Genomic DNA, 25,254 nt, shown 5'->3' with positions numbered 1-25,254 from the left:
AAGACCAACACCAAAATAAAAATTAAAACAATATAGAATGTATTACAATGACGACAGTGTTCTCTTCTTTGATGGAGAATATGTGAAAGCAAAAGAAGCAAAGACCGATTTGTACGGTCAATCATTACACTACGGATATGCGGTTTTTGAAGGCATTAAATCCTACAAAACAGCCAAGGGAACCAAAATTTTTAAAGTAAAAGAACATTACGACAGACTGAGAAAATCAGCAGAGGCGATGCATATGCCTTTCCATTATTCTACTGAGGAAATGGTAGAGACTACTTATAAATTGTTGGAAATTAATAATCTGAGTAACGCTTACATCCGTCCTTTAGTTATCTGCTCTCCCAATATGTCCCTTTCAAAAGGACAGAAAAGCTACCTTGTTATTGAATTATGGAACTGGGATAATGGTTATCTGGCAAACAAACTGAGAATTATGACTTCTTCCTTTCAGCGCCCCAATCCGAAAGCATTTAAAATAGAAGCTAAAGTGAGCGGACATTACGTAAATTCTATTCTGGCAAGTCAGGAAGCGAAAGATAAAGGATTTGATGAAGCACTTGTTCTGGACGAAAATGGAAATGTAGCAGAAAGCTCCGGTGCAAATGTATTCTATGAAAAAGACGGAAAACTATATACACCTCAAAAAGGAAACATCTTACCCGGTATTACAAGAGCTACTGTTTTCGAAATATGTAATCAGTTAGGGATTCCATACGAAGAAAAATTATTTACACCGCAGGAAATGCAGGGCGCAGATGCCGCATTTTTCTGTGGAACAGCAGCAGAAATTGTCGCTGTGGAATCTTTGAATGATATTCCTTTCAGAATGAATTGGGAAGACAGTTTATCAGCGAAAATTCAGCAGGCTTACCGTCATTTGGTCGTAGAAGAAAATTATTCATATCTGAAATCAAACTTACAAAATGCATAGTACAGAACTGAACAAATATTCCAAAACCCTTACAAAAGACCCGACGCAGCCCGCAACTCAGGCAATGTTTTACGGTATTGGTTTTCAGAAAGAAGACTTCGACAAAGCGCAGATCGGTATTGCAAGCATGGGGTACGATGGCAACACCTGCAATATGCATCTCAACAGCCTCGCTGAAATCGTGAAAAAAGGAGTAAAAGAACAGAATTTGGTGGGTTTAATGTTTCATACTATAGGAATAAGCGACGGAATGACCAACGGTACAGACGGGATGCGCTATTCTCTGGTAAGCCGGGACATTATTGCAGATTCCATAGAAGCTGTATGCGCAGGACAGTATTACGACGGGCTCATCACCGTTCCCGGATGCGACAAAAATATGCCCGGTTCCCTCATCGCAATGGCAAGACTGAACCGACCTTCCATTATGGTATATGGCGGAAGTATTGCTCCCGGACATTACAAAGGTCAGGATCTGAACATTGTTTCGGCTTTTGAAGCTTTAGGAAATAAAATTGCCGGAAAAATTTCAGAAGAAGACTTTCAGGGAGTCATTCAAAACTCCTGTCCAAGTGCAGGAGCCTGTGGCGGAATGTACACTGCAAATACCATGGCTTCTGCTATTGAAGCTCTGGGAATGAGTCTTCCGTATTCTTCTTCCTATCCGGCGCTCAGTCGCGAGAAAAAAGAAGAATGTCAATTTGCGGGACATTACATCAGAATTCTTTTGGAAAAAGACATCAAACCTTCCGATATCATGACACCAAAAGCCTTTGAAAATGCTTTGAGACTGATTATGATTTTAGGCGGAAGCACCAATGCTGTACTGCATTTTATTGCCATTGCAAAATCAATAGGATACGATCTGGCTTTGGATGATTTTCAGCGGATTAGCGATGAAACACCGTTTCTGGCAGACCTCAAACCCAGCGGAAAATATCTGATGGAAGACTTACATAAAGTAGGAGGAGTTCCGGCGGTGATGAAATACCTGTTGGATCTGGGACTTCTTCACGGCGACTGCCTTACAGTAACAGCAAAAACCATTGCAGAAAATCTCGAACATGTCACCTCCATTATTGAAAGAGATCAGCATATAATTCACGATATCAGAAATCCTATCAAAGAAACAGGACATATCAGAATATTATATGGAAATCTTGCCGAGAAAGGATCGGTAGCCAAAATCACAGGTAAAGAAGGAAACTATTTCAGGGGAACAGCCATTGTATTTGATGGCGAAAAAGAATTCATCAAAGGAATTGAAGACAAAAAAATTAAAGAAGGAAACGTTGTCGTGATCAAAAACGAAGGTCCGAAAGGTGCTCCCGGAATGCCCGAAATGCTGAAGCCAACTTCCGCTTTAATGGGTTCCGGCTTGGGAAAAAATGTGGCACTGATCACAGACGGAAGATTCTCCGGAGGAACACACGGTTTTGTTGTAGGACACATCACACCGGAAGCATTTGAAGGAGGACTGATCGGTCTTATACAGGACGGAGACCTCATCGAGCTCGATGCAGAAAAAAATACCATCAATGCATTGCTGTCGGATGAAGAAATTGAAAAAAGAAAAGCCGGTTTTCATCAGCCTGAATACAAAGTGAAAAGCGGAGTTCTTTATAAATATGCCAAATCTGTGGCAGATGCATCGCAGGGCTGCGTAACCGACCTGTAATCACAATAAAAATTGAAACATGATGAATACACTTGAAATAAATGAACAGAAAGATACCCGAAGTGCGGAAGCCATCGAAATATCAGGTTCCAAAGCAGTTTTAGAAGCTTTATTGCAGGAAAATGTAGACACCGTTTTCGGATATCCGGGTGGAGCAATTATGCCTATTTATGATGCTTTATACGATTATTCCGAAAAACTGAAACACATTCTCGTTCGTCACGAACAGGGCGCAATCCATGCAGCACAGGGATTTGCAAGAGTATCAGGAAAAACAGGCGTTGTCTTTGCCACAAGTGGTCCCGGAGCTACCAATCTGGTGACAGGTCTTGCAGATGCCATGATCGACAGTAACCCGCTGGTTTGCATTACGGGGCAGGTTTATGCTTCCTTGTTGGGAACAGATGCGTTTCAGGAAACCGATGTTATCAATATCACCACACCGGTTACCAAATGGAACTATCAGGTTACCGATGCCACAGAAATCCCTGAAGCTATTGCCAAAGCATTTTACATTGCAAACACCGGTCGTCCAGGACCTGTTTTAATTGATATTACCAAAAATGCACAGCTTCAGTTATTCGATTATTTAGGCTATAAAAAATGTACTCACATCCGAAGTTATCGTCCCGAACCCGAGATCAGAAAAGAATATATTGAAAAAGCAGCACAGCTCATTAATCAGGCCAAAAAGCCATTTGTTCTTTTCGGGCAGGGCGTGATTCTGGGAAAAGCTGAAGACGAATTTAAGTCATTTATTGAGAAAGCCAATCTTCCGGCAGCAGCTACCGTAATGGGACTGAGCGCGTTGCCTACTCATCACAGATTACACGTAGGAATGTTGGGAATGCATGGAAATTACGCCCCCAACGTAATGACGAATGAATGCGATGTATTGATTGCTGTAGGAATGCGGTTTGATGACCGCGTTACCGGACGCCTCGATAAATATGCAAAACAGGCAAAAGTAATTCATCTTGATATTGATCCTGCAGAAATTGATAAAAATGTAAAAACAACAGTCCCTGTTTGGGGCGACTGTAAAAAAACACTCCTTTTATTGACAGCACTTCTCGAAGAAAATGACCATTCAGAATGGGTGGAGAAATTCCGCGAACTGGAAAAAGAAGAAATAAAAGAAGTCATACATAATGAACTGAATCCCAATACAGATGCAATGACGATGGGAGAAGTTATCAGAGTATTAAACGAGCTTACCAATGGAGACGCCATTATCACAACAGACGTCGGTCAGCATCAGATGGTTGCTTGTCGATACGCCCGGTATAACCGTTCAAAATCCAGTGTAACTTCCGGAGGATTGGGAACAATGGGATTTGGTTTGCCGGCTGCTATCGGAGCATGGTATGGCGCTCCCGAAAAAACAGTCGTGGCGATTATCGGGGATGGCGGATTTCAGATGACACTTCAGGAGTTGGGAACGATTATGCAGTTTGGGGCAAAAGTGAAAATTCTCATCCTCAATAACGAGTTTTTGGGAATGGTGAGACAATGGCAGCAATTATTCCACGACAGACGTTACTCCTTCGTAAATATTACAAGCCCTGATTTTGTGGCAGTTGCCAAAGGATATTACATTGATGGTGAAAAAATATCCGAAAGAAAAGATTTAAAAGCTGCCCTCGAAAAAATGCTCAGTCATGATGGAGCATACCTTCTGGAAGTGATGGTGGGAAAAGAAAACAATGTATTTCCGATGGTAGCGCAGGGAACCTCAGTTTCGGAGATCAGACTAAAATAAAAAAAAGAAAATGGAAAAACAGGAATTTACCATCACATTATACACCGAAAATTCAGTGGGATTAATCGGCAGAATATCGGGAATCTTCTCACGGAGAAAAATCAACATCGAGAGTCTGAATACCTCACCTTCAGAAGTAGAAGGCATTCACAGATTCACCATCGTTATCCAGGAAAACGAAGAAGTAGTGAGAAAACTTTGCCGGCAATTGGAAAAGCAGATCGATGTAATGAAAGCCTATTACAATACAGACGATGAAATTGTATGGCAGGAACAGGCACTTTACAAAGTACCCGCAGATGTGGTGACCGAAAAAGTATATGTAGAGCGGCTGCTTCGGCAGTATGGCGCATCAACCGTAGTCATCCGTCAGGATTATATCGTTTTTGAAACAGCCGGACATCGTGAAGAAATAGACAGATTAACCGAAGAACTTAACAAATACGGTCTCATAGAATTTGTTCGCGGTGCCAGAATCGCCATCATTAAAAACAGTGCGGGAATCCACCAAAAAGTACTTCAGTTTGAAAACCGAGAACCCTCTCCGCATATTGTAGAGAACGAATATCTCGATAAGCGGGATGATGTTTTTACCATGTAACAGATTAGTCAAAACATTCAAATCCCGAAATTGAATACAATGTTTTATTGTTTCAAAACATTCTTTCATTGTCCGTTTATTAACCTAAAGCTTCGACAGGCTCAGCTTGACATAATTAAAAATCAAGCGTTTAGTATTAGAGGTGTCACACTGAGCTTGTCGAAGTGCCTGTTATAAATAATTGATTTTTATATCAGTGCATAGTAATAGGTTGTTTAACGGATATTCAAAAACATTCAAAACAAAACCTAAAAATATTAATCCTGAAAAGTAGTTACAGTAAACATTTTACTTAATACTTTTTACATTTTACCCAAAAATATGGCAAATTACTTCAATACCTTATCACTAAGAGAAAAATTGCATCAGCTTGGACAGGCAGAATTTATGGACAGTACAGAATTTTCCGATGGTGTAGCAGCTTTAAAAGGAAAAAAAATAGTAATCGTCGGATGTGGCGCTCAGGGACTTAATCAGGGGCTTAACTTAAGAGACAGCGGACTAGATGTTTCCTACGCCCTCAGAAAAGAAGCCATCGACGAAAAAAGAGACTCGTGGAAAAATGCCACAGAAAACGGATTTCACGTAGGAACATATCAGGAACTCATTCCTACGGCAGATTTAGTCATCAATTTAACCCCCGATAAACAGCATACTTCCGTCATCAACACCGTACAGCCACTCATGAAAGAAGGCGCTACATTGTCCTATTCCCACGGATTCAATATCGTAGAAGAAGGAATGCAGATCCGTAAAGACCTCACCGTAATCATGGTTGCTCCGAAATGCCCCGGTTCCGAAGTCCGTGCAGAATACCTTCGAGGTTTTGGAGTACCCACACTTATTGCCGTACATCCCGAAAATGATCCTCAGGGAAAAGGATGGGCAGAAGCAAAAGCCTATTGTGTGGCAACTGGCGGACACAAAGCAGGCGTACTAAAATCATCCTTTGTAGCAGAAGTAAAATCAGATCTAATGGGAGAACAAACCATTTTGTGCGGACTTTTACAAACCGGCTCCATTCTTTCCTTTGATAAAATGGTAGAAAAAGGCATTGATCCCGCTTACGCTTCCAAGCTCGTTCAGTATGGCGTTGAGGTGATCACAGAAGCACTGAAACACGGCGGTGTGAGCGGAATGTTAGACCGGCTTTCCAACCCTGCAAAAATCAAAGCATTTGAACTTTCCGAAGAATTAAAACAAATCATGCGACCGCTTTTCCAGAAACATCAGGATGATATCATCTCCGGAGAATTCTCCAAAACCATGATGCAGGACTGGGAAAACGGAGATGCCAACCTTTTGAAATGGCGTGCGGAAACAGGCGAAACAGCCTTTGAAAAAACTCCGGCGGGAGACGTAAAAATCTCCGAACAGGAATACTTCGATCATTATCTCCTCATGTCCGCATTCATAAGAGCAGGCGTAGAACTCGCTTTCGAAACCATGGTGGAAGCAGGAATAAAACCGGAATCTGCCTATTACGAATCCCTGCACGAAGCTCCCCTCATTGCCAATACCATCGCAAGAAAAAAACTATTCGAGATGAACCGCGTGATTTCCGATACGGCAGAATATGGCTGCTACCTCTTCGATCAGGCTTGTAAACCCCTTCTGGCAGACTTCATGAAAAAAGTAGACACAGACCTCGCAGGAAAAAACTTCAACGAAGGAAAAGACGCGTCCGTAGACAATGCGCAATTGGTTCACGTTAACGACACCCTCAGAAACCATCCGGTAGAAATGGTCGGCAGAAAACTTCGTCAGGCAATGACGGCAATGAAATCCATAAAAACCGTATAAAAATTTTTGGGCAGCTATTTCCGCCCTCCGTTCCCGCTTTTTTCTTTTCTCGAAAAAGAAAAAGAGCTCCACTCAGGTCGGGCTGCGAGACATTCCCACTTTCAGGAAATAAAGACCATAAAAACCGGTAAAATAAATGAAGATGAATAAAACACGCACACTTCCCACACTCGAATCCGCCATACAGGCAAGAAAAAGCATCGAAAACGTGGTGAATTACACCCCTTTGCAATACAGCACCCGTTTGTCGGAAAAATTTGATGCGCATATTTACCTTAAAAGAGAAGACTTACAGCCGGTGCGATCCTACAAATTAAGAGGCGCTTATCATAAAATAAAAACCCTTTTCAACGAAGGCAGAACTTCAGAAGGAATAGTTTGTGCAAGTGCAGGAAATCATGCTCAGGGAGTTGCTTTTTCATGTAAGCAGCTCCAGATAAAGGGAACCATTTTCATGCCCGTAACCACACCAAAACAAAAGCTGGAGCAGGTAGAAATGTTTGGCGGTCATTTTGTAGACATTAAACTCTTCGGAGACACCTTCGACGCATCCAAAAAAGCCGCTTTGGATTTTGCAGAAACTTCCGGTGCTGCCTTTATTCATCCTTTTGATGACGTTCAGATCATTGAAGGACAGGCAACAGTCGCACTCGAAATTTTAGAACAGAAAAAAGAAGCAACAGATTTTGTTTTTATTCCGATCGGCGGAGGAGGACTCGCTTCCGGAATTTCCACCGTATTTAAACAACTTTCCGCAGAAACCCAACTCATAGGCGTAGAACCGAAAGGAGCGCCCTCCATGAAAACATCCATAGAAAACAAAATCAATACCGAGCTTGCTGAAATTGACAGCTTTGTAGACGGAGCAGCCGTGAAAAAAGTAGGAGATTTAACATTTGAAATTTGCAGAAATACACTTTCCGGATGCATTTCCGTAGATGAGGGAAAAATTTGTGAAACCATTCTTCAGCTTTATAATAAAGATGCTATTGTACTTGAACCCGCGGGAGCATTATCAATTTCTGCACTCGAGCAGTATAAAACGCAGATTAGAGGAAAAAATGTGGTGTGCATCGTCAGCGGAAGCAATAACGATATTACTCGGATGGAGGAAATTAAAGAACGCGCTTTGCTCTACAATGGTCTTAAGCACTACTTTATGGTGAAATTTCCGCAGCGTCCCGGTGCTCTTAAAGATTTTGTCCTCAATGTATTGGGAACAAACGATGATATCACCCATTTTGAATACACCAAGAAAAACTCCAGAGAAACAGCTTTGGCAATTGTCGGAATCGAGCTTTCCGATCCATCAGACTTCGAAGGGCTCAGACAGAGAATGCAGAATCTGGATTATTTTGAATCGTATCTCAACGAAAATCCCGATGTTCTCAATATGCTTGTGTAATATCAAAAACAAACAATAAATCCGCTTAAAAGGCGGATTTTGTCGTTCTTATCTTACATCAACAGTTTAGCCGTTTATCTCCTGTACCTTTGTATCATAAAATAAAAACATTATGAAAACAGTATATCATAAAGCAGACACAAGAGGTCACGCCAATCATGGATGGTTAAACTCTTATCACACATTCAGTTTTGCCAATTACCAGAATCCTGAAAGAACACACTTCGGAGTGTTGAGAGTATTGAATGACGATACCGTCACTCAGGGAATGGGATTCGGAACACATCCACACAGAGACATGGAAATTATTTCCATTCCGTTGGAAGGAGATCTGGAACATAAAGATTCTATGGGAACTACAGCAGTCATTAAAAAAGGAGAAATTCAGGTAATGAGTGCCGGAACCGGAGTAATGCACAGCGAATACAACAAAAATAAAGATCAGGCGGTAAAATTCTTACAGATCTGGGTATTCCCGAGAGAAGTAGGAGTAGAACCAAGATACGATCAGCAAAGCATTAAAGAAGGCGAAAAAATAAACGGATTCCAACAGATTTTATCTCCAGATAAAAATGACGACGGCGTTTGGATTCATCAGGATGCATGGTTCAATCTTGCCAATTTTACCAAAGGAAATGGCAAAAACTACATGTTGAATAAAAAAGGAAACGGAGTCTATGCTTTCGTATTAAAAGGAAGTGCAAAAATTGGAGACCGTATTTTAAATGAAAGAGACGGCTTAGGAATCTGGGATACTCAAAGTTTCAACATTGAAGCCGTAGAAGACACAGAAATATTATTAATGGAAGTTCCGATGGAATTACCGTCATATCTCAAATAAACCCTTAATTTTGCACAACGAAAATTCCCCGCCTTTGGAGGGGTGGCAAAAATTCAGAATGAATTTTTGACGGGGTGGTTAAACAAAATTTAGTCGGACTTCTCATCTTTGCTGAGTGAAACGCCTTTGCGAACGAAAAAATAGAGATTTGCCAATAAAAAAAATCTTAGCGACCTTAGCGTTAAAATTCGGACAAAATAACAAAAACATACTTTAAAATAGATAAAAGACAATGAAAGTTTTAGCAATAGCAGGAAGCAATTCCGATACATCAATCAATAAAATGCTGGTTACTTACGCAGCTTCATTAATTCCAAACGCAGAAGTGGAAATCGTAGACATGAACGCTTTTGAAATGCCGATCTACAAACACCAGCGTGAAGTGGAAAGCGGAGTTCCGCAGGAAGCAAAAGACTTTGCCTCAAAAATAGACGGAGCAGATGTTTTACTGGTTTCTTTGGCAGAACATAACGGAACCTACTCTTCAGCATTCAAAAATGTATTCGACTGGACATCAAGAATCAAAGACAGAGCAGTATGGAACGAGAAACCAATGCTGCTAATGGCAACAGCTCCCGGAGCAAGAGGCGGTTTAGGCGTTTTGGAAGCTTCAGGAAAACGTTTTCCTCTTCACGGCGGAAATATTGTAGATACCTTCACACTGCCTTTCTTTAATGACAATTTTGATAAAGCAGCTCAGAAAATTTCTAACGAAGAGAAAGACAGCGAATTAAAAGAAAAAATTCAGAAAATTTCTGCCTTAGAATCTATTCTTGAAAAATAGATTTGAAAATTAATATAAAATTAATATCTTTGCAAAAAGGAAAAAAGATGAAAATTCAGACCACTTTTAAAGAATGTTTCTCCAAGAAAGGGAATATTGTGGACTCTGAAATTCTGAGATAAAACAACGGCCGATAATCTACCAAGATTGTCGGCTTTTTTGTTTTCTGAATTTGAATAAAAAGTAAAAATAAAATGTACCAATTCAGTAATGCAGAAATTTAACAATTCAAAACATTGTTACATTGCTAAACTGATACATTGTTAGATTATTAAAATACTATGAGCAACACGTACAAATCAGCAGGAGTAGACAAAGAAGAAGGATACAAAACCGTTGACAAGATCAAGAAAGCGGTGGGCGAAACACATAATTCTAATGTGTTGAACCATTTGGGAAGTTTTGGGGCATTCTATGAGATTGGAGGATACAAAAATCCTGTATTGGTTTCCGGAACAGACGGAGTAGGAACAAAGCTTAAAGTAGCTTTAGACTCAAAAAAATACGATTCTATCGGGGTAGACTGCTTTGCTATGTGTGCCAACGATATTCTTTGTCACGGGGCAAAACCATTATTTTTCCTTGATTATCTGGCTTGCGGAAAACTGGACTCCGAAATTGCTGCTGAAATCGTTTTAGGAATGGTAGAAGCCTGTAAAGACAATAACTGCGCATTAATTGGCGGCGAAACTGCTGAAATGCCGGGAATGTACCAGCCGGGTGATTACGATGTTGCGGGATTCTGCGTAGGAATCGTTGAAAAAGATCAGATTATTGATGGTTCAAAAATCAAAGCAGGAGACAAAATTATTGCGTTGCCAAGCTCAGGATTCCATTCCAACGGATTCTCTCTGGTAAGAAAAGTGTTCCCTGATTTCAACGAAGAATTCGAAGGAAAGCCTTTGTACGAAACGCTTTTGGTTCCAACAAGGCTATATTATAAAGATATTCATAAAATTCTTGAAGAAGTAGAAGTTTCAGGGATCGCTCACATTACAGGTGGTGGTTTGTACGAAAATATTCCGAGAATAATTGGTGACGGACTTTGCGCTTCAATCGACGCTTCAAAAATCCAGATTCCAAGCATTATGTTAGAATTGGAAAAAAGAGGAGGAGTTGCCCGTGAAGAAATGTTCGGAACATTCAACATGGGAGTAGGAATGATCGTTGTAGTGGATGCACAACACGCAGAAAAAGTATTGCACCTTTTAGACGATGCTTACGAAATCGGAGAAATTACAGAAGGAAGCGAAAAAATCAACTTGAAAATTTGAAAATTTACCAATTAGATAATGTATTCCATTTTCAAATTAACTAATTTTCAAATTGACTAATCATGAAGAATCTTGTCATACTCGTTTCAGGTTCAGGAACCAATCTTCAGAGAATCATCGATACCATTCATAATGGAGAAATCCGGAATGCAAAAGTATCTTTAGTAATTGCCGACAGAGAATGTTACGGACTGGAAAGGGCGAAAAATCATAACATAGAAAATATTCTGATTCCGAGAGGAAAAAACTTCAGTAAAGAATTGGCTGAAAAAATTCCTCAAAATACAGACTTAATCGTTTTAGCAGGGTTTTTATCCATCCTGAAACCCGAGTTCTGTGAAAAATGGAACGGAAAAATAATCAATATTCATCCGGCGCTGCTTCCGAAATTCGGAGGAAAAGGAATGTGGGGACATCATGTTCACAATGCCGTGATCGAAGCAAAAGAAAAAGAAAGCGGAGCAACCGTACACTTTGTAACTTCAGGAATCGATGAAGGAGAAGCCATCCTTCAGAAATCATTCGAAATTACAGAAGACGATACTCCCGAAAGCGTAGCGGAAAAAGTTCACCTAATAGAATATGAAATTTTCCCAATTGCGATAAACAAAGTATTAAATAATAATTAGCATTAATTATTAGTGATACAAAAAATTCCCCTCCTTTGGAGGGGTGGCAAAAATTCAAAGAATTTTTGACGGGGTGGTTAAAAAACTAACAACAATGAAAGGCTTCGACAAGCTCAGCCTGACAACGCAAAATCTAGCCACTCAGTTTGTCATTCCGTAGGAATCTAAGCTTAGTTGAGATGCTTTCAACATGACAAACAGAACGGAAAAATAGTTAGTATTAGAGATGCAGCGCTGAGCCAAGAGTTTATCCTGAGCTTGTCGAAGGAAATAAATCATCTCTTTAATGAAAAACACATTTAGATTTTATTATTTCGAAAAACAAGAAAAATCTAAGTAAAAATAAAAAGACCGGAGGTGAAAGAACCGGTCTACAGTTTGAAATAGCTGTAAAAAGTAAAAAATCGAAAGTAAAATGAGCAAAAAAAGAGTTTTAATCAGTGTTTCTGACAAAAGCGGATTAACCGAATTCGCGCAGTTTTTGGAAGCCCAAAATTATGAATTGATTTCTACAGGAGGGACGTTCAAACATTTGAAAGACGCTGGTTTAAATCCGATTCAGATTGATGAGGTTACCAATTTCCCGGAAATGTTGGATGGAAGAGTGAAAACATTACACCCGAAAGTTCACGGTGGTTTGTTGGCGGTTCGTTCCAACGAAGAACACATGAATACCGTTCAGGAACACGGAATTGGACTGATTGACATGGTAATTGTAAATCTTTATCCTTTCTTCGAAAATGTAAACAAAAACATTTCTCTTCACGAAAAGGTAGAATTCATCGACATCGGAGGACCTTCAATGCTACGTTCTGCAGCGAAAAACTTCGATTCGGTTACGGTAATCACGGATGTTGAAGATTATGCAACCGTAAAAATCGAAATGGAACAAAACGGCGATACATATATCGAAACACGTAAAAAACTGGCAGGAAAAGTATTCAACCTTACTTCGGCTTATGATGCAGCGATTTCAAGAATGCTTTTAGAAGAAGAATATCCAACCTATCTTAATGCTTCTTACAAAAAAGTTTCTGACTTAAGATATGGAGAAAACCCGCATCAGACAGCAGCTTACTACGTTTCTACTTTCGAAAACGGAGCAATGAAAGATTTCGAACAGTTGGGAGGTAAAGAATTGTCTTTCAACAACCTTCGGGACATGGATCTTTGCTGGAAAGTAGTGACCGAGTTCAAAGAAGAAATGGCTTGTTGTGCAGTAAAACACTCTACACCTTGCGGAGTGGCGATCGGAACTTCAGCTCTGGAAACCTATCAGAAAACTTTCGAGTGCGATCCGGTTTCCATCTTTGGCGGAATTGTTGCTATGAACTACAAAATCGATGCGGCAACCGCAGAAGAATTAAACAAAACCTTCCTTGAAATTGTAATGGCTCCGGAATTTGATGAAGAAGCACTTGAAATTTTAAGAAAGAAAAAGAACTTAAGAATTATAAAAATTGTCAATCCGGTTTCAGACAAACAGACCTGGGTGAAAATCGACGGAGGAATCCTGGTTCAGGACAACGACAGCATCTTTTCAGATGACATCAAAGTTGTCACAGAAACACAGCCTACAGAAGAGCAGAAAAAAGCATTATTGTTCTCTCAGAGAGTGGTAAAATATGTAAAATCCAACGCGATTGTCGTTTCCAACGGAATTCAGGCTTTCGGAATCGGAGGAGGACAGGTAAACAGAATCTGGGCAACTCAACAGGCGATCGAAAGAGCCAAAGAAAAATTCTCCGGCGACTTAGTATTGGCTTCAGATGCGTTTTTCCCGTTCCGTGACGTAGTAGATTTCTGCGCTCAGGAAGGAATTACCGCAATCATCCAGCCGGGAGGAAGTGTAAAAGATCAGGACAGTATAGATGCTGCCAATGAACACAAAATCCCGATGATGTTTACCGGAATTAGACATTTTTTACATTAATTAAAATTAAATTAAAATTATAGATGAAAATCTGTAATTTAGGATAGATTGCTTTCCGGTCTTTGCTGAGTGTTAACGCCTTTGCGAACTTAAAAAGCAGTCAGTTATTAAAGATATCTTAGCGGACTTTGCGTTAAAAATTTTTATTGAGATTAAATGCATACATCCGGAAATTATATTTTGAGATTGTATTTATAGCATCCAAAATTATATATTTGTAAATTATAGACTAGTTAATTAAATAAAGTATGAGAATATTAATCATAGGTGAAGGTGGAAGAGAATCTGCTTTGGCAGCAAAACTTCAGAATGACCCAAGAATTTCTAAAATGTTTTTTGCCAACGGAAACGCGACCACTGATGTTATTGGAAAAAATGTTCATTTATCAGAGATTAAAGAACTTAGAGACTTTGCCATCAAAGAAAAGGTAGACTTAACGATTGTTGGTCCCGAAGCTCCGCTTGTAGCAGGTTTGAAGGACGAATTCAAAAAACACGACCTTAAAGTTTTTGGTCCGAATCAGAAAGTTGCAAGTTTGGAAGGAAGTAAGGCTTTCTCTAAGAAATTCATGCAGACCTATGATATCAAAACGGCAAAAGCAGTAGTATTCGATTCCTATAATGAAGCTAAAGAATATGTTCAGACGCAGAAGTTTCCATTGGTCGTTAAAGCAAGCGGTTTGGCAGGAGGAAAAGGAGTGGTAATCTGTGATACTCTGGAAGAAGCTGAAGCAACGATTCATGATTTTATGATCAGAAGAATATACGGAGATGCAGGAATCCGTTTGGTAATCGAGGAATATTTAGAAGGATTTGAAGCCTCTATCATCGCATTCTCAAACGGGGAAAAATTATTCCCTTGTATTGCGGCGAAAGATTATAAAAAAGCCGGAAATGGCGATACAGGACCCAATACAGGAGGTATGGGAACCGTAGCTCCAAGCCCGGAATTTACTCAGGAACACTACGCAGATTTCGAAAAAAATATCTTAGAACCTACCATTAAAGGTCTTAAAGGTGAAGGATTCAGCTTCAAAGGAATCATTTTCTTCGGATTAATGGTAACGAAAAACGGAACTTATCTTTTAGAATACAACATGAGATTCGGAGATCCTGAAACGCAGGTTTTAATGGCTTTAATGGAAAACAATCTTCTGGATGTTATTCAGGATTGTATGGACGGAAAAGACATCGAGCTTAAATTTAAAGACGAAAAAGCAGTTTGTCTTGTCATGTGTTCAGGAGGTTACCCAAGAAACATCGAAACAGGTTTCGAAATCGTGGGCGAAGATAAACTGAAATACAGCAAACTTTTATACGCAGGAGCCATCAGAAAAGGAGATAAAGTAGTTTCTAACGGTGGAAGAGTACTGAACATCGTGGCTACAGGAGTAACGTATGAAGATGCCCGCAAAAAAGTGTATGAAGATGCAAGCCATGTGCATTTCGATTACGGCTTCTACAGAGAAGACATCGGAAAGTTTTAAAATAATGCCCTGATTTTTCGGGGCTTTTTTTGTTAGAAGCTATTTCCCGCTTTCCGCTGTATCTTTTTTGTCATTGCGAACAAAGTGAAGCAATCAATGGAACTTCTCGGCAATCGCAATAACAAAAAAGGATGCCGCTGCAATCGGGGCTATAATTTCAGACAATTTTATAAAATCATTTATCAATCATTATTCATCAATTATAAAAAATGAACAACGGTATTATCATATTAGATTTCGGATCACAGTACAACCAGCTTATCGGAAGAAGAATCCGAGAGATGGGAGTATATTCTGAAATTCTACCATTCAATACACCTTTAGAAACCATTTTAGAAAAACAGCCAAGAGGAATTATCCTTTCCGGCGGACCAAGTTCTGTGAATGCAGAAAATGCCCATTTGGTTGAAAAAGAATTATATGAACAGGGAATTCCTGTTCTGGGAATTTGCTACGGAATGCAGTTAACCGCACACCTTTTAGGCGGAAAAGTTCATAAAGGCGTAAAAGGTGAGTACGGAAAAGCACACCTTGAAATCGTAAAAGAATCGTCTTTATTAAAAGGCGTTACCAACAATTCTATAGTTTGGATGAGCCATTTCGACGAAGTGGGAGAATTGCCTGAAGGATTTGAACTGAATGCAAAATCAGGTGTAATTGCTTCAATTTCCAACGAAGATAAAAAAATCTACTGTGTACAGTTCCACCCGGAAGTTTCCCACACCGAAGAAGGAGGAAAAATGCTGGAAAATTTCGTTTTTGGAATCTGTAATGCAGAGAAAAACTGGAAACTGACCAATTATATTGATAAAACAGTTGCCGAAATCCGTGAAAAAGTCGGAGATCAGAAAGTAATTCTTGGACTTTCAGGAGGAGTAGATTCTTCTGTAGCGGCAGTGTTAATTCACCGTGCCATTGGCGACCAGTTGACTTGTATCTTCGTAGACACAGGTTTACTGAGAAAAGACGAAGGCAAAAAAGTAATGGATAATTATGGAGAGCATTTCCATATGAACATTAAATTAGTGGATGCTTCCGAAAGATTTTTATCAAAATTAGCCGGAGTGGATGATCCCGAAGCCAAAAGAAAAATCATCGGAAACGAGTTCATTCACGTTTTTGATGAAGAATCTCATAAAATTGAAGGTGCTAAATTCTTAGCACAGGGAACAATTTATCCGGATGTAATAGAAAGTCAGTCAGTAAACGGTCCTTCAGCGGTAATTAAATCGCACCATAACGTTGGCGGACTTCCTGAAGATATGGAATTCGAATTGCTTGAGCCTCTGAGAGAATTATTCAAAGATGAAGTAAGAAAAGTAGGCGAAGAATTGGGAATTCCTCATCATCTGGTTCACAGACATCCTTTCCCGGGTCCGGGATTGGGAATCAGGGTTTTAGGAGCAGTGGATGCAGAAAAAGTAAGAATTTTGCAGGAAGCAGATGATATTTTCATTGAAGAATTATATAAAAACGATTTGTATGAAAAAGTTTCTCAGGCTTTTGTGGTGCTTCTTCCGGTAAAATCTGTAGGAGTAATGGGCGATGAGAGAACATACGAATACACAGCAGTCGTTCGTTCCGCAAACACCATCGACTTCATGACCGCAACATGGAGCAGACTTCCTTACGAGTTTTTAGATACCGTTTCAAGCAGAATCATCAACGAAGTAAGAGGAATCAACAGAGTAGCTTATGATATTTCAAGCAAACCACCTGCAACGATCGAATGGGAATAATCTTGAATTGAATTTTAGATATAAATCCTGCCTTTTGGCGGGATTTTTTGTCTACCAATCCTGTCTCAGGAAAATTAATATGCTTAAAAGATAAATCAGGATAAGAAAAACAATTCCATTTAAAATATAAAGTAGAACTTTCCGATGATGCTGATGAATAATGTAAAAGTTAATAATTAGAATTAGTAAAATAACGGGAATAAATTCAAGGAAAAACTCAACTTGAATACATATTGATAAAATCAGATAGATCCATGATATCAATAAAGTAACTACAGAAATAGTTTTCATTAGTTTAATTTTTCAAATATAAAATCAGAAAAAATTTTAGAGTAATCTTCACTGAAAAAGAACATTCTGCTTATTCCATCATATCTAGCTATTACAAACTTGATGTACTTGTAAGATTGTTTTTGTATTAAATAAAAGTCATTTAAAATCTGCTTTGTATTTTTTTTGGTATTTTCGTTTTTCGCAATATGATTTCTAAGTTCGTATAAACTAATCAGCTCATTTATAGGCAATAGATGATCGGTAAATGAAATATCAAAATTTTTCATCTTTGAATCGTACTTTTGGATTTTGCTATAAATTAATTCCTTCATTTTTTTAATACTAACTTTTTTCACTAAATTTAAGTAAAATTACAGCAAATGCAAATAGAAACACGACCACTGACGGTACAGGATTACGATGAATTAGTAATAACAATGAAACGTGCATATCCACAAATGTCCGAGTCAATCTGGTCTAAAAAAAGTATAGAAAAACTCACAAGAATATTTCCAAAAGGACAGATCTGCATTACAGTAGATGGGAAATTAGCTGCGGTGGCGCTTTCCATTGTTGTAAATTATAATGAATTTGGTGATGATCATACATACAGTGATATCACAGGAAATTATACCTTCAATACCCATTCCGAGACAGGCGATGTTTTGTACGGAATTGAGGTCTTTGTAGATCCCGAATACCGCGAACTTCGTTTAGGCAGAAGATTGTACGATGCAAGAAAAGAACTTTGTGAACTTCTGAATCTGAAATCGATCGTTTTAGGCGGAAGAATTCCCAATTACCATAAACACAGTGATCTGTCACCAAGAGAATACATCAGAAGAGTAAGGGATAAAGAAATTTATGATCCGGTTCTGTCTTTTCAGTTGTCCAATAACTTTTTACCCATCAGAGTTTTAAAAAAATATCTTCCCGAAGACGAATCGTCCAAAGAAAACGCAGTTTTACTCCAATGGAACAATATTTATTACAGCAAAAAACCAAACACCATGCAAGACAGCATCATTCGTTTGGGATTGGTTCAATGGCAGATGAGACATTTTAAAGATGTGAATGCTTTTTATGAACAGGTTGAGTTCTTTGTTAACGTAATGGGCGATTATAAGTCGGATTTTGTATTATTTCCTGAACTGTTCAATACCCCTTTGTTGGCTCCTTTCAATAAACTTTCTGAAAGAGACAGTATGATTGAACTGGCGAAATTAACCGAAGAGATCAAGATGAAAATCTCCGATTTGGCAATCAGTTATAATGTCAATATCATTTCCGGAAGTATGCCGGTTTTCGAAAATAATGATTTGTATAATGTAAGTTACCTTCTTCACAGAGATGGTAGAGTGGATGAATACAGGAAAATTCATATCACACCCAACGAGAAAAAATATTATGGAATGAAGGGTGGAAACGAAATCCGTGTTTTCGATACCGACTGCGGAAAAATAGGTCTGGTAATTTGCTACGATGTTGAATTTCCGGAGCTTCCGAGGATTTTAGCCGATCAGGGAATGAAAATTCTATTTGTACCTTATCTTACAGACACCCAAAATGCGTATATGAGAGTTCGTCATTGCGCGGCGGCAAGAGCGATTGAGAACGAATGTTATGTGGCAATTGCAGGTTGTGTAGGAAACCTTCCCGGAGTTAATAATATGGATATTCAGTTTGGTCAGGCTGCGGTTTTTACTCCTTCGGATTTTGCGTTTCCATCCAATGCGGTGAAAGGAGAAGCCACCCCGAATACAGAAATGACTTTAATTGTAGACGTCGACCTCAATTTATTGAAAGATCTTCACCATCACGGTTCCGTTCAGGTCATGAAAGATCGGAGAAAAGATTTATACGAAACCTATCTTAAATAAAAAAACGGGATGCTTTTACAGCATCCCGTTTTAAATTTTAGTTTGGACATAAAACAGCCAGACAGATCAATCCGGGACATCTTGGTCTTCCGTCATCCGGACAGCATTTGTTTGAGCAGTTTCTGACTAATTCGCCACCTGCGATACTTTTCATTTGTTCTCTTGAAACTTTTTTTAAATTTTTCATTTTAATAATTTTTAGAGTTGGTTTTAATATTTTGTTACGGTAAAGTTAAAGAAAAAAAATATAATATATTCATTTAGAGCTTTTTCCCGCTATCCACTGTATCTTTTTTGTTACGGCTTCCGCTTCACTCCAGCCGCAACAAAAAAGGATGTCGTTTCTATCGGGGCTATGGTTGGAAGTTGCTTCATTAACATTAAGAAATAACCACAGAGTTTGTCAATCCTTAGAAATCTAAGCGCAAACCTTTCAGTTTTATAATTCTAATACTAAGTTCAGGTTCATACAGAAAAACAAACTATATTGAAAAGATTGAACAGCTTTATTATCATTTGCTGAATGAAATCGAAGATTCGAAGTAGTCAAACACCATTGCGAACGAAAAATATTTTCAATGTTTTTAAATAAAATCTTCGCGATCTTTGTTTAGAAAATAGATTCTTTAATGCATTGCGCTTCGATCAGAACAAACCGAAAGGGAAAATTATAAAAAAGCGATTTAAAATAGAAAATTAATTATTATCAATAGGAACAATTTTTGAATTAAATTGCAACTACATTTCAGAATATGTTCGATAAACAGCAAAGAAAATTAAAAAGATCTGCCCGGTTAATTTCCGTGTTAAGCAAATATGGTTTCAAAGATCTGTTGGCAAGAATGAACGGGGGAAATAAAGAGGAAGTTCCCTCCAATTCCGACGAAGTAATTTCAAAAGGAACTGTTTATGAAAGAATCCGGCTCGTTTTGGAAGAATTGGGACCTACTTTTGTGAAGCTCGGACAGTCTTTCAGCAACAGGGAAGATCTTCTTCCGCCGGAACTTCTTCAGGAACTGCAGAAGCTTCAGGATAAAGTGGAAACGGTTGAAATGAATGTGGAAGAAATACTGGAAAACGAATTCAGTATTTCGGTGAAAGATCATTTTGCGGATATTCAGAAACAGCCTTTGGCAACAGCATCGATTGCGCAGGTTTATAAAGCAACATTAACAGATGGAACAGAGGTTATTCTGAAAATTAGAAAATCAGATGTTCAGTCTGTGATTGAAGACGATCTGCTGCTTATCAAAGATCTGGAAAAGCTGGTCTCTTCTTATTCCGAAATAGGAGAGAAGCTCAATCTGAAACAGGCAATTTCCACGTTTGAAAAATCTTTGCTCGAAGAAGTTTCGCTGATTAATGAAAAGGAAAATATCCTGCAGTTCAGAAGAAATTTTAAAAACAGCAAAGAAACCTATGTGCCGAAAGTATACGAAGAATTTTCTAACAACAATGTACTCTGTATGGAGTTTATTGATGGAATTAAAGTAACGGATACAGCAACTCTTTTACAATACAATATTGATCCCGTGAACATTTCCGAAACGGGTCTCAGACTTTTTGTTTCCCAGATTTTAGACTATGGTTTTTTCCATGCAGATCCACACGCAGGAAATATTTTGGTGAAAAAAGATGGAAAAGTGGTTTTTATAGATTTCGGTGCGGTCGGGAAAATTCCGCCGAATGACAAGGAAGTCCTTGAAAATCTTATTGTGAGTTTTGTTGCCAAAAATCCACATAAAATAGTACGTTATCTGAAGAAAATGGCGATCAGTTATGAGATTCCGGATGAAAGAAGATTTGAAAATGATGTGGAAGATATTCTGAATTTCGTTCACAGCACCTCTCTGAAAGAAATTAATGCACAGGTTATCATCAATAAAATGAAAGATGTATTGAAAGATAACCGTCTTCATATGCCGGATTACTTTTATCTTTTGTTCAAAGGAATCAGCTTGATTGAAGGAGTGGGAAGAACTATAAATCCGGATCTGGATGTGGTAAAAAGTCTCCATCCTTACACCAAAAAAATATTTACGAAAAAAATAAGTCCTAAAAACCTTGTAAAAACGGGATTAGACAGAATGTTGATGTTTACAGACAGTGTAGACGAAATTCCCAAAGAGCTACGCTCTGTTTTACAGAAATTAGACGAAAATAAATTCACTGTTTCCAGCGAAATCAAAAATATAGAAAAGACGAATCAACTGATAAAATCGAGTATTATCAATCTTATTCTGACAATGGTTTTAGGCGCAAATATCATCGCAACGGCTATTGTATTTTCTTCAGAATCGGGACCCAGAATAGGAGAATTGTCTTTGGTGGCAGTTTTAGGATTTATCTTTTCAATATTTCTGGTAATTGTTATTTTACTGAGGGTTACAAGGAAGTAAAACTTTCAATTCTAAAATAAAAACCCTGCAAGTTCAGGATTTTAGCATGGACTTGCAGGATAATATGATTTTAATAATTTAAATTTTGAAATTAGTTATAGACTCTGAATTCAAATGATCCGGCTTCTGCGTAAACATCGTAGTTTGATCCGTAAGAATCTACAATATCTACGTAAATAGTATCATTATCTATTCTACCGCTTAAGCAAAATCTCTGATCTTTTCCTACTGTTTTTTGGTTTATTACACTTACCGACCAAATTTTTCCGGAAGGAAAGGCTCCGTTTAAAGTACCGATAAATTCTCCTGTGCCTTTCTTGCTCCACATAATATCTCCAACGGTATTTTCAAACACGGTGAATTTTGGCTGTGCTGTAGATTCATCAAATACCAAAGATCCTGAATAAATTTTGTATGGTTTAACCTCTTGTAAATGCTTTCTCTGAACAAAATCTGTATCACTATTGGCCGGAAATACATTAATTCCTGAAATACCTGTTCTACGGTCTATTTTAGCAATATTTGAAAGATGTACAGAGTTGATGTTTGAATTACCAATGGTTGCGGTATTGTTCCCGTTTCCTGTTGTTGCGGCTCCAATTACGATTTCATTAGTAGATGTATTCTTATCTTTAAAGCCACTTCTGTTACCTATAACAACACTTTGAAAAACATTTTTGGAATTTCCGGTTGCCTCACCTATAAAAATACTTTTTTGTGCTTCTTCTACGTTTATCCCTGCGCCATTTCCTACAGCAATTAATTCGTTCCATGTGTTGTTTTCATAAAAATTTCCTTTGAAATTTTGTAATGCATAGCAGCCTAGTATAACTGATGATCTAAGATTGGATGCATTTGGGGCAATATCCTGTCCAACTGCTGTTATTCTGTCCACAATATTATTTGCGCTTTTTAAATTGTTATACCCAACTATGGTATTAATTCTTGTTTTTCTTATATTTTCAAGATTATTATTACCAAAAACAAATGTTGTTGCAATAGAATTCGCCTTTGATAAGGTGTTGGTACCAAAAATAGCATTATTAATTCCTACTGCATATTTGGGTGCAGAATTTTTACCAAAAGCAATATGATTGTCATTGCTATTTGCAGTTCTTAATTCAAGTGTAACATTATTATTAAAATCTCGTATTTCATAGATAGGAGATTGTTTTTCGTCATTTTTTATACGCTGCATAGAAACGCTTATCTCTCCTGTTATATTTGTTCCCTCTAAAGAAATCTCTAAAAAGTTATTGACATTATCGGTTATTTCAGCTAATTGATTATTTAATATCCACCAGTCACCATTTCCACTGTCAATGAGATAGATTGTTTTATATCCCCATGTTCCTGTATTGCCAATATTTGAGCTAATACTAAAAAGATAAGATTCTCCTACAGTTAAACCTTCAAAAAGTCTGTAATTTCCGGCGGGAGAATTTTTTAGTATTAACTTTTTTGTTTTTACATCATATGATGCATTGGAATTTGGCGGTGAAGAAACTAAAGAAAGATCTACATTTTCAACAGGAACTTTATTTAATTCGTCCTGAATATGATTGATAGATTTTCCCTGAATACCAAAGTATTTTTCTTTAAAATTACCTTCTACTAAAGGTTTATAATTAAAGTCTGGACTTCCGTTTCCGTAATGTTCATGAGAACCGATTAACAGGTTATGACTTGCAGGATGTCTTTTCGGATCTTTATAAAATCCAAAGCCTAACATTACATCATTGTCTAAATAAGAGTCATGTGTTTCGCCGGGATATTTTCCATTTGCATCGTAAATGTTTCCTCCCATCACCAGCGAGTTAAATATATAACGATAATTTCTTATATTATATCCTGTAATTACAGAGCTATGTATGTCGCCTGCCCAAATGAGATTTCCAACAGTGATGTTATTGGATATCATTTGCCTTAAATCAAAACCATTTGATGCTACTGCTGTTCTTTTTGGATCATTGTAAATTCCTTTAGCGTTGGCAATATTATTCCCAAAGGCTGTTATTGAATCACCAATCGGAATATCATTCAACTCATACAATGCAGTCCCGAATAAACTATAGTTTGTTCCATCAACAAAGCCTTTTCCCAATTTTGAACCGTAGGCAATTAAAGAATCATGAGCAGGATGTTCAGGTCTGTACTCTGTATTTCCTTTAAAATCAGAGAGGATATCGGTTCCCTGTAAAATGTATCTTGAAGAATATAATTTTTCGCTCTCATCTTTGCCAATATAATTCGGTAAGACATTCCATCCTGCAATAAAAGCATCATACATTGTTTTGTTTTCATGATCTTTGTTGTTTGTAATAACCCTTCTGCCAGAGTTTGTTGTATACTGCAAATAATGATCGTTGATGTATTGTTTTGAATAGACATTTCCTGTTAATCCACTTTCAGAATTGTCTATTGTGGCAATATTTGAAGGTAACTGATTAACATTTAATTTATTTTTCCAATTTTGGACGTTCTCACTGCTTAAATTGGAAGCGTCTAATTTGGCTAAACTGTTTTCATGAGCATTAGAAGAATTAAGGTGACTATTGAACGCTTCTAAACTTACTGTTTGATGAAAAAGTGCAGAAAGTCCTTCAATTGATGAAAGCGGAATAGATTCACTTTTGTGAAAAAAAGAAGACCAGGATGCTGCAAATTCCTCTTCCGTAGGTGTTTTTCCTGTCTGAAACCAATATAGAATTGTATTTAAAGGTGTTGCCATTTTTTTTATATTTTGTTAGTATTTGGTTGATAGATTTTAATTTGTGATAATATTAGTAAGTGATTTTAAATTTCGGGAACATGTAATCGTCCTTTCGGATCTCAGGATAATAATTTTGTTCATCAGATAAATCGATCTTATAATTTGATTTCGAATAGAAATCTTTTGCTGTTTTTTGACAATTGGTGAGAATTTCAGCAATTTCTTGTAACTTAGTTATTAATATTTCCATACTTTTGGTTGATTTAAAAAAGCAAATATAAACGATTTATTTCGTATAAAAAAATAAATATGCATCAAATTTCGCCTATAAAAAATAAAATTTTACAATATATTGAATATAAGGGTATTAGTAAATATAAATTTTATCAGGAAAGTGGTATTACAAGAGGTGTTCTGGATAAAGAAAGCGGAATAAGTGAAGATAATATAGCGAAATTTATCGCTTATGCGCCGGAAGTTGATCTGTCATGGCTTTTTTTAGATCAGGGAAAAATGCTTAAAAATAAAGAAATCGAAAAAACGTTTGAAATCAGTGATTTTAAAGATGATAAAAAACTCCAGCCTGAAATGGGAGACATTTCCGGAGATAAGCATTATGATAAAGTTTTTAGTAAGCTGAAATTTGATGATGAAATAAAGATTGTTGAAAACGGAATTCCTTTTTACAGCTTGCCGGTAAGCGCAGGAAAGCTTAATGAACTGCTGGAATTAACGGAAACACCTACCGGATATATCAATTTGCCCGGAGTTCACTGCGATGCATTTTTTCCTATTGTTGGCGCTTCATTTGAGCCTTATATTAAAGCAGGAGATATAATAGGAATTAATTTTATAGATAAATGGGAAAATCTCGATCCGGATTGTATTTATCTAATTATCACTTATGATCAGAGAATGATCAAAAGATTAATGCATCATCCTGATGACAGTACATTGTTAATCTGTATCTCTCCGAATTATAAAGAATTTACGATAGACAAATTCACAATTCGGTATATTCATAAAGTAACATTTTGTGGACGTCCAATCTGATTTTCATAAACCGTTGGACTTAATATTTTTTGTTTTAAAAGTTTTTATTGCATTTATAGA

20 protein-coding genes are annotated in these 25,254 nt (G+C 37.6%); 16 read left to right on the top strand and 4 right to left on the bottom strand.

The window, feature by feature from the left end; all coding sequences use genetic code 11:
- Positions 1-37 precede the first annotated feature (37 nt).
- From H6W53_RS07975 to guaA, 13 genes are all read left to right on the top strand, one after another.
- A complete protein-coding gene (locus tag H6W53_RS07975; protein WP_185205890.1) occupies positions 38-940 on the top strand; it encodes a branched-chain amino acid transaminase in 903 nt (300 codons plus the stop codon).
- Positions 933-2,618, top strand: a complete 1,686-nt coding sequence (ilvD, locus tag H6W53_RS07970; protein ID WP_185205888.1) for a dihydroxy-acid dehydratase — start codon at positions 933-935, stop codon at positions 2,616-2,618. The genes H6W53_RS07975 and ilvD overlap by 8 nt, the downstream gene beginning before the upstream one ends.
- Before the next feature lie 22 nt (positions 2,619-2,640).
- Entirely contained in the window at positions 2,641-4,380 is a 1,740-nt protein-coding gene (gene ilvB, locus H6W53_RS07965; protein ID WP_185206467.1) for a biosynthetic-type acetolactate synthase large subunit, read from the top strand.
- A 10-nt stretch (positions 4,381-4,390) separates the two neighbouring features.
- On the top strand, positions 4,391-4,981 hold the full coding sequence (gene ilvN, locus H6W53_RS07960) for an acetolactate synthase small subunit (protein ID WP_076393459.1): 591 nt from the start codon (positions 4,391-4,393) through the stop codon (positions 4,979-4,981).
- A 321-nt stretch (positions 4,982-5,302) separates the two neighbouring features.
- Positions 5,303-6,784, top strand: a complete 1,482-nt coding sequence (gene ilvC, locus H6W53_RS07955) for a ketol-acid reductoisomerase (protein ID WP_185205886.1) — start codon at positions 5,303-5,305, stop codon at positions 6,782-6,784.
- Positions 6,785-6,920: 136 nt separating this feature from the next.
- The gene (ilvA, locus tag H6W53_RS07950; RefSeq protein WP_410500670.1) at positions 6,921-8,189 is read left to right on the top strand and encodes a threonine ammonia-lyase IlvA; all 1,269 of its coding nucleotides are present in this window, start codon (positions 6,921-6,923) and stop codon (positions 8,187-8,189) included.
- Between the two features lie 112 nt (positions 8,190-8,301).
- A complete protein-coding gene (locus H6W53_RS07945; protein WP_185205882.1) occupies positions 8,302-9,030 on the top strand; it encodes a pirin family protein in 729 nt (242 codons plus the stop codon).
- A gap of 232 nt (positions 9,031-9,262) precedes the next feature.
- Positions 9,263-9,814 (top strand): NADPH-dependent FMN reductase, encoded by a 552-nt coding sequence (locus H6W53_RS07940; RefSeq protein ID WP_185205880.1) that lies wholly within the window; start codon positions 9,263-9,265, stop codon positions 9,812-9,814.
- Positions 9,815-10,095: 281 nt separating this feature from the next.
- Complete coding sequence (gene purM / locus H6W53_RS07935; RefSeq protein WP_185205878.1) at positions 10,096-11,088, top strand: phosphoribosylformylglycinamidine cyclo-ligase; 993 nt, start codon at positions 10,096-10,098, stop codon at positions 11,086-11,088.
- 62 nt (positions 11,089-11,150) lie between these two features.
- A complete protein-coding gene (purN, locus tag H6W53_RS07930; protein WP_185205876.1) occupies positions 11,151-11,717 on the top strand; it encodes a phosphoribosylglycinamide formyltransferase in 567 nt (188 codons plus the stop codon).
- A gap of 415 nt (positions 11,718-12,132) precedes the next feature.
- Positions 12,133-13,650 carry a bifunctional phosphoribosylaminoimidazolecarboxamide formyltransferase/IMP cyclohydrolase gene (gene purH / locus H6W53_RS07925; RefSeq protein WP_076393472.1) on the top strand — a complete coding sequence of 506 codons (1,518 nt, stop codon included), beginning with the start codon at positions 12,133-12,135 and terminating at the stop codon, positions 13,648-13,650.
- Between the two features lie 248 nt (positions 13,651-13,898).
- A complete protein-coding gene (purD, locus tag H6W53_RS07920; RefSeq protein WP_185205874.1) occupies positions 13,899-15,137 on the top strand; it encodes a phosphoribosylamine--glycine ligase in 1,239 nt (412 codons plus the stop codon).
- Positions 15,138-15,346: 209 nt separating this feature from the next.
- A complete protein-coding gene (gene guaA, locus H6W53_RS07915; RefSeq protein WP_185205871.1) occupies positions 15,347-16,876 on the top strand; it encodes a glutamine-hydrolyzing GMP synthase in 1,530 nt (509 codons plus the stop codon).
- A 290-nt stretch (positions 16,877-17,166) separates the two neighbouring features.
- Here guaA and H6W53_RS07910 read toward each other — a convergent pair whose 3' ends face one another.
- Positions 17,167-17,481: a hypothetical protein gene (locus H6W53_RS07910; RefSeq protein WP_123956650.1), complete on the bottom strand. Its 315-nt coding sequence runs from the start codon at positions 17,479-17,481 to the stop codon at positions 17,167-17,169.
- Between the two features lie 48 nt (positions 17,482-17,529).
- Here H6W53_RS07910 and H6W53_RS07905 point away from each other — a divergent pair, with 48 nt between their 5' ends.
- The gene (locus H6W53_RS07905; protein WP_116098138.1) at positions 17,530-19,029 is read left to right on the top strand and encodes a carbon-nitrogen hydrolase family protein; all 1,500 of its coding nucleotides are present in this window, start codon (positions 17,530-17,532) and stop codon (positions 19,027-19,029) included.
- Between the two features lie 37 nt (positions 19,030-19,066).
- Here the strand turns inward: H6W53_RS07905 and H6W53_RS07900 are convergent, their stop codons facing one another.
- A complete protein-coding gene (locus H6W53_RS07900; protein WP_165763002.1) occupies positions 19,067-19,216 on the bottom strand; it encodes a bacteriocin-like protein in 150 nt (49 codons plus the stop codon).
- 565 nt (positions 19,217-19,781) lie between these two features.
- On the opposite strand from H6W53_RS07900, the gene H6W53_RS07895 reads away from it, so the two are divergent.
- Positions 19,782-21,428, top strand: coding sequence for an ABC1 kinase family protein (locus H6W53_RS07895; RefSeq protein WP_185205869.1), 1,647 nt, complete (start codon positions 19,782-19,784; stop codon positions 21,426-21,428).
- A gap of 91 nt (positions 21,429-21,519) precedes the next feature.
- Here the strand turns inward: H6W53_RS07895 and H6W53_RS07890 are convergent, their stop codons facing one another.
- Both H6W53_RS07890 and H6W53_RS07885 read right to left on the bottom strand, forming a co-directional pair.
- Positions 21,520-24,159 (bottom strand): hypothetical protein, encoded by a 2,640-nt coding sequence (locus H6W53_RS07890; RefSeq protein ID WP_185205867.1) that lies wholly within the window; start codon positions 24,157-24,159, stop codon positions 21,520-21,522.
- A gap of 52 nt (positions 24,160-24,211) precedes the next feature.
- Positions 24,212-24,391 carry a hypothetical protein gene (locus H6W53_RS07885; protein ID WP_185205865.1) on the bottom strand — a complete coding sequence of 60 codons (180 nt, stop codon included), beginning with the start codon at positions 24,389-24,391 and terminating at the stop codon, positions 24,212-24,214.
- 59 nt (positions 24,392-24,450) lie between these two features.
- On the opposite strand from H6W53_RS07885, the gene H6W53_RS07880 reads away from it, so the two are divergent.
- Positions 24,451-25,194 (top strand): helix-turn-helix transcriptional regulator, encoded by a 744-nt coding sequence (locus tag H6W53_RS07880; RefSeq protein WP_185205863.1) that lies wholly within the window; start codon positions 24,451-24,453, stop codon positions 25,192-25,194.
- The last annotated feature ends 60 nt before the right edge of the window (positions 25,195-25,254 follow it).

The sequence above is a fragment of the Chryseobacterium sp. C3 genome (assembly GCF_014218905.1).
Taxonomy (GTDB): Bacteria; Bacteroidota; Bacteroidia; order Flavobacteriales; family Weeksellaceae; genus Chryseobacterium; species Chryseobacterium mucoviscidosis.
The sequence above is the reverse complement of the archived record's forward strand: the minus strand, read 5'-3'. Positions and strand labels throughout refer to the sequence as shown.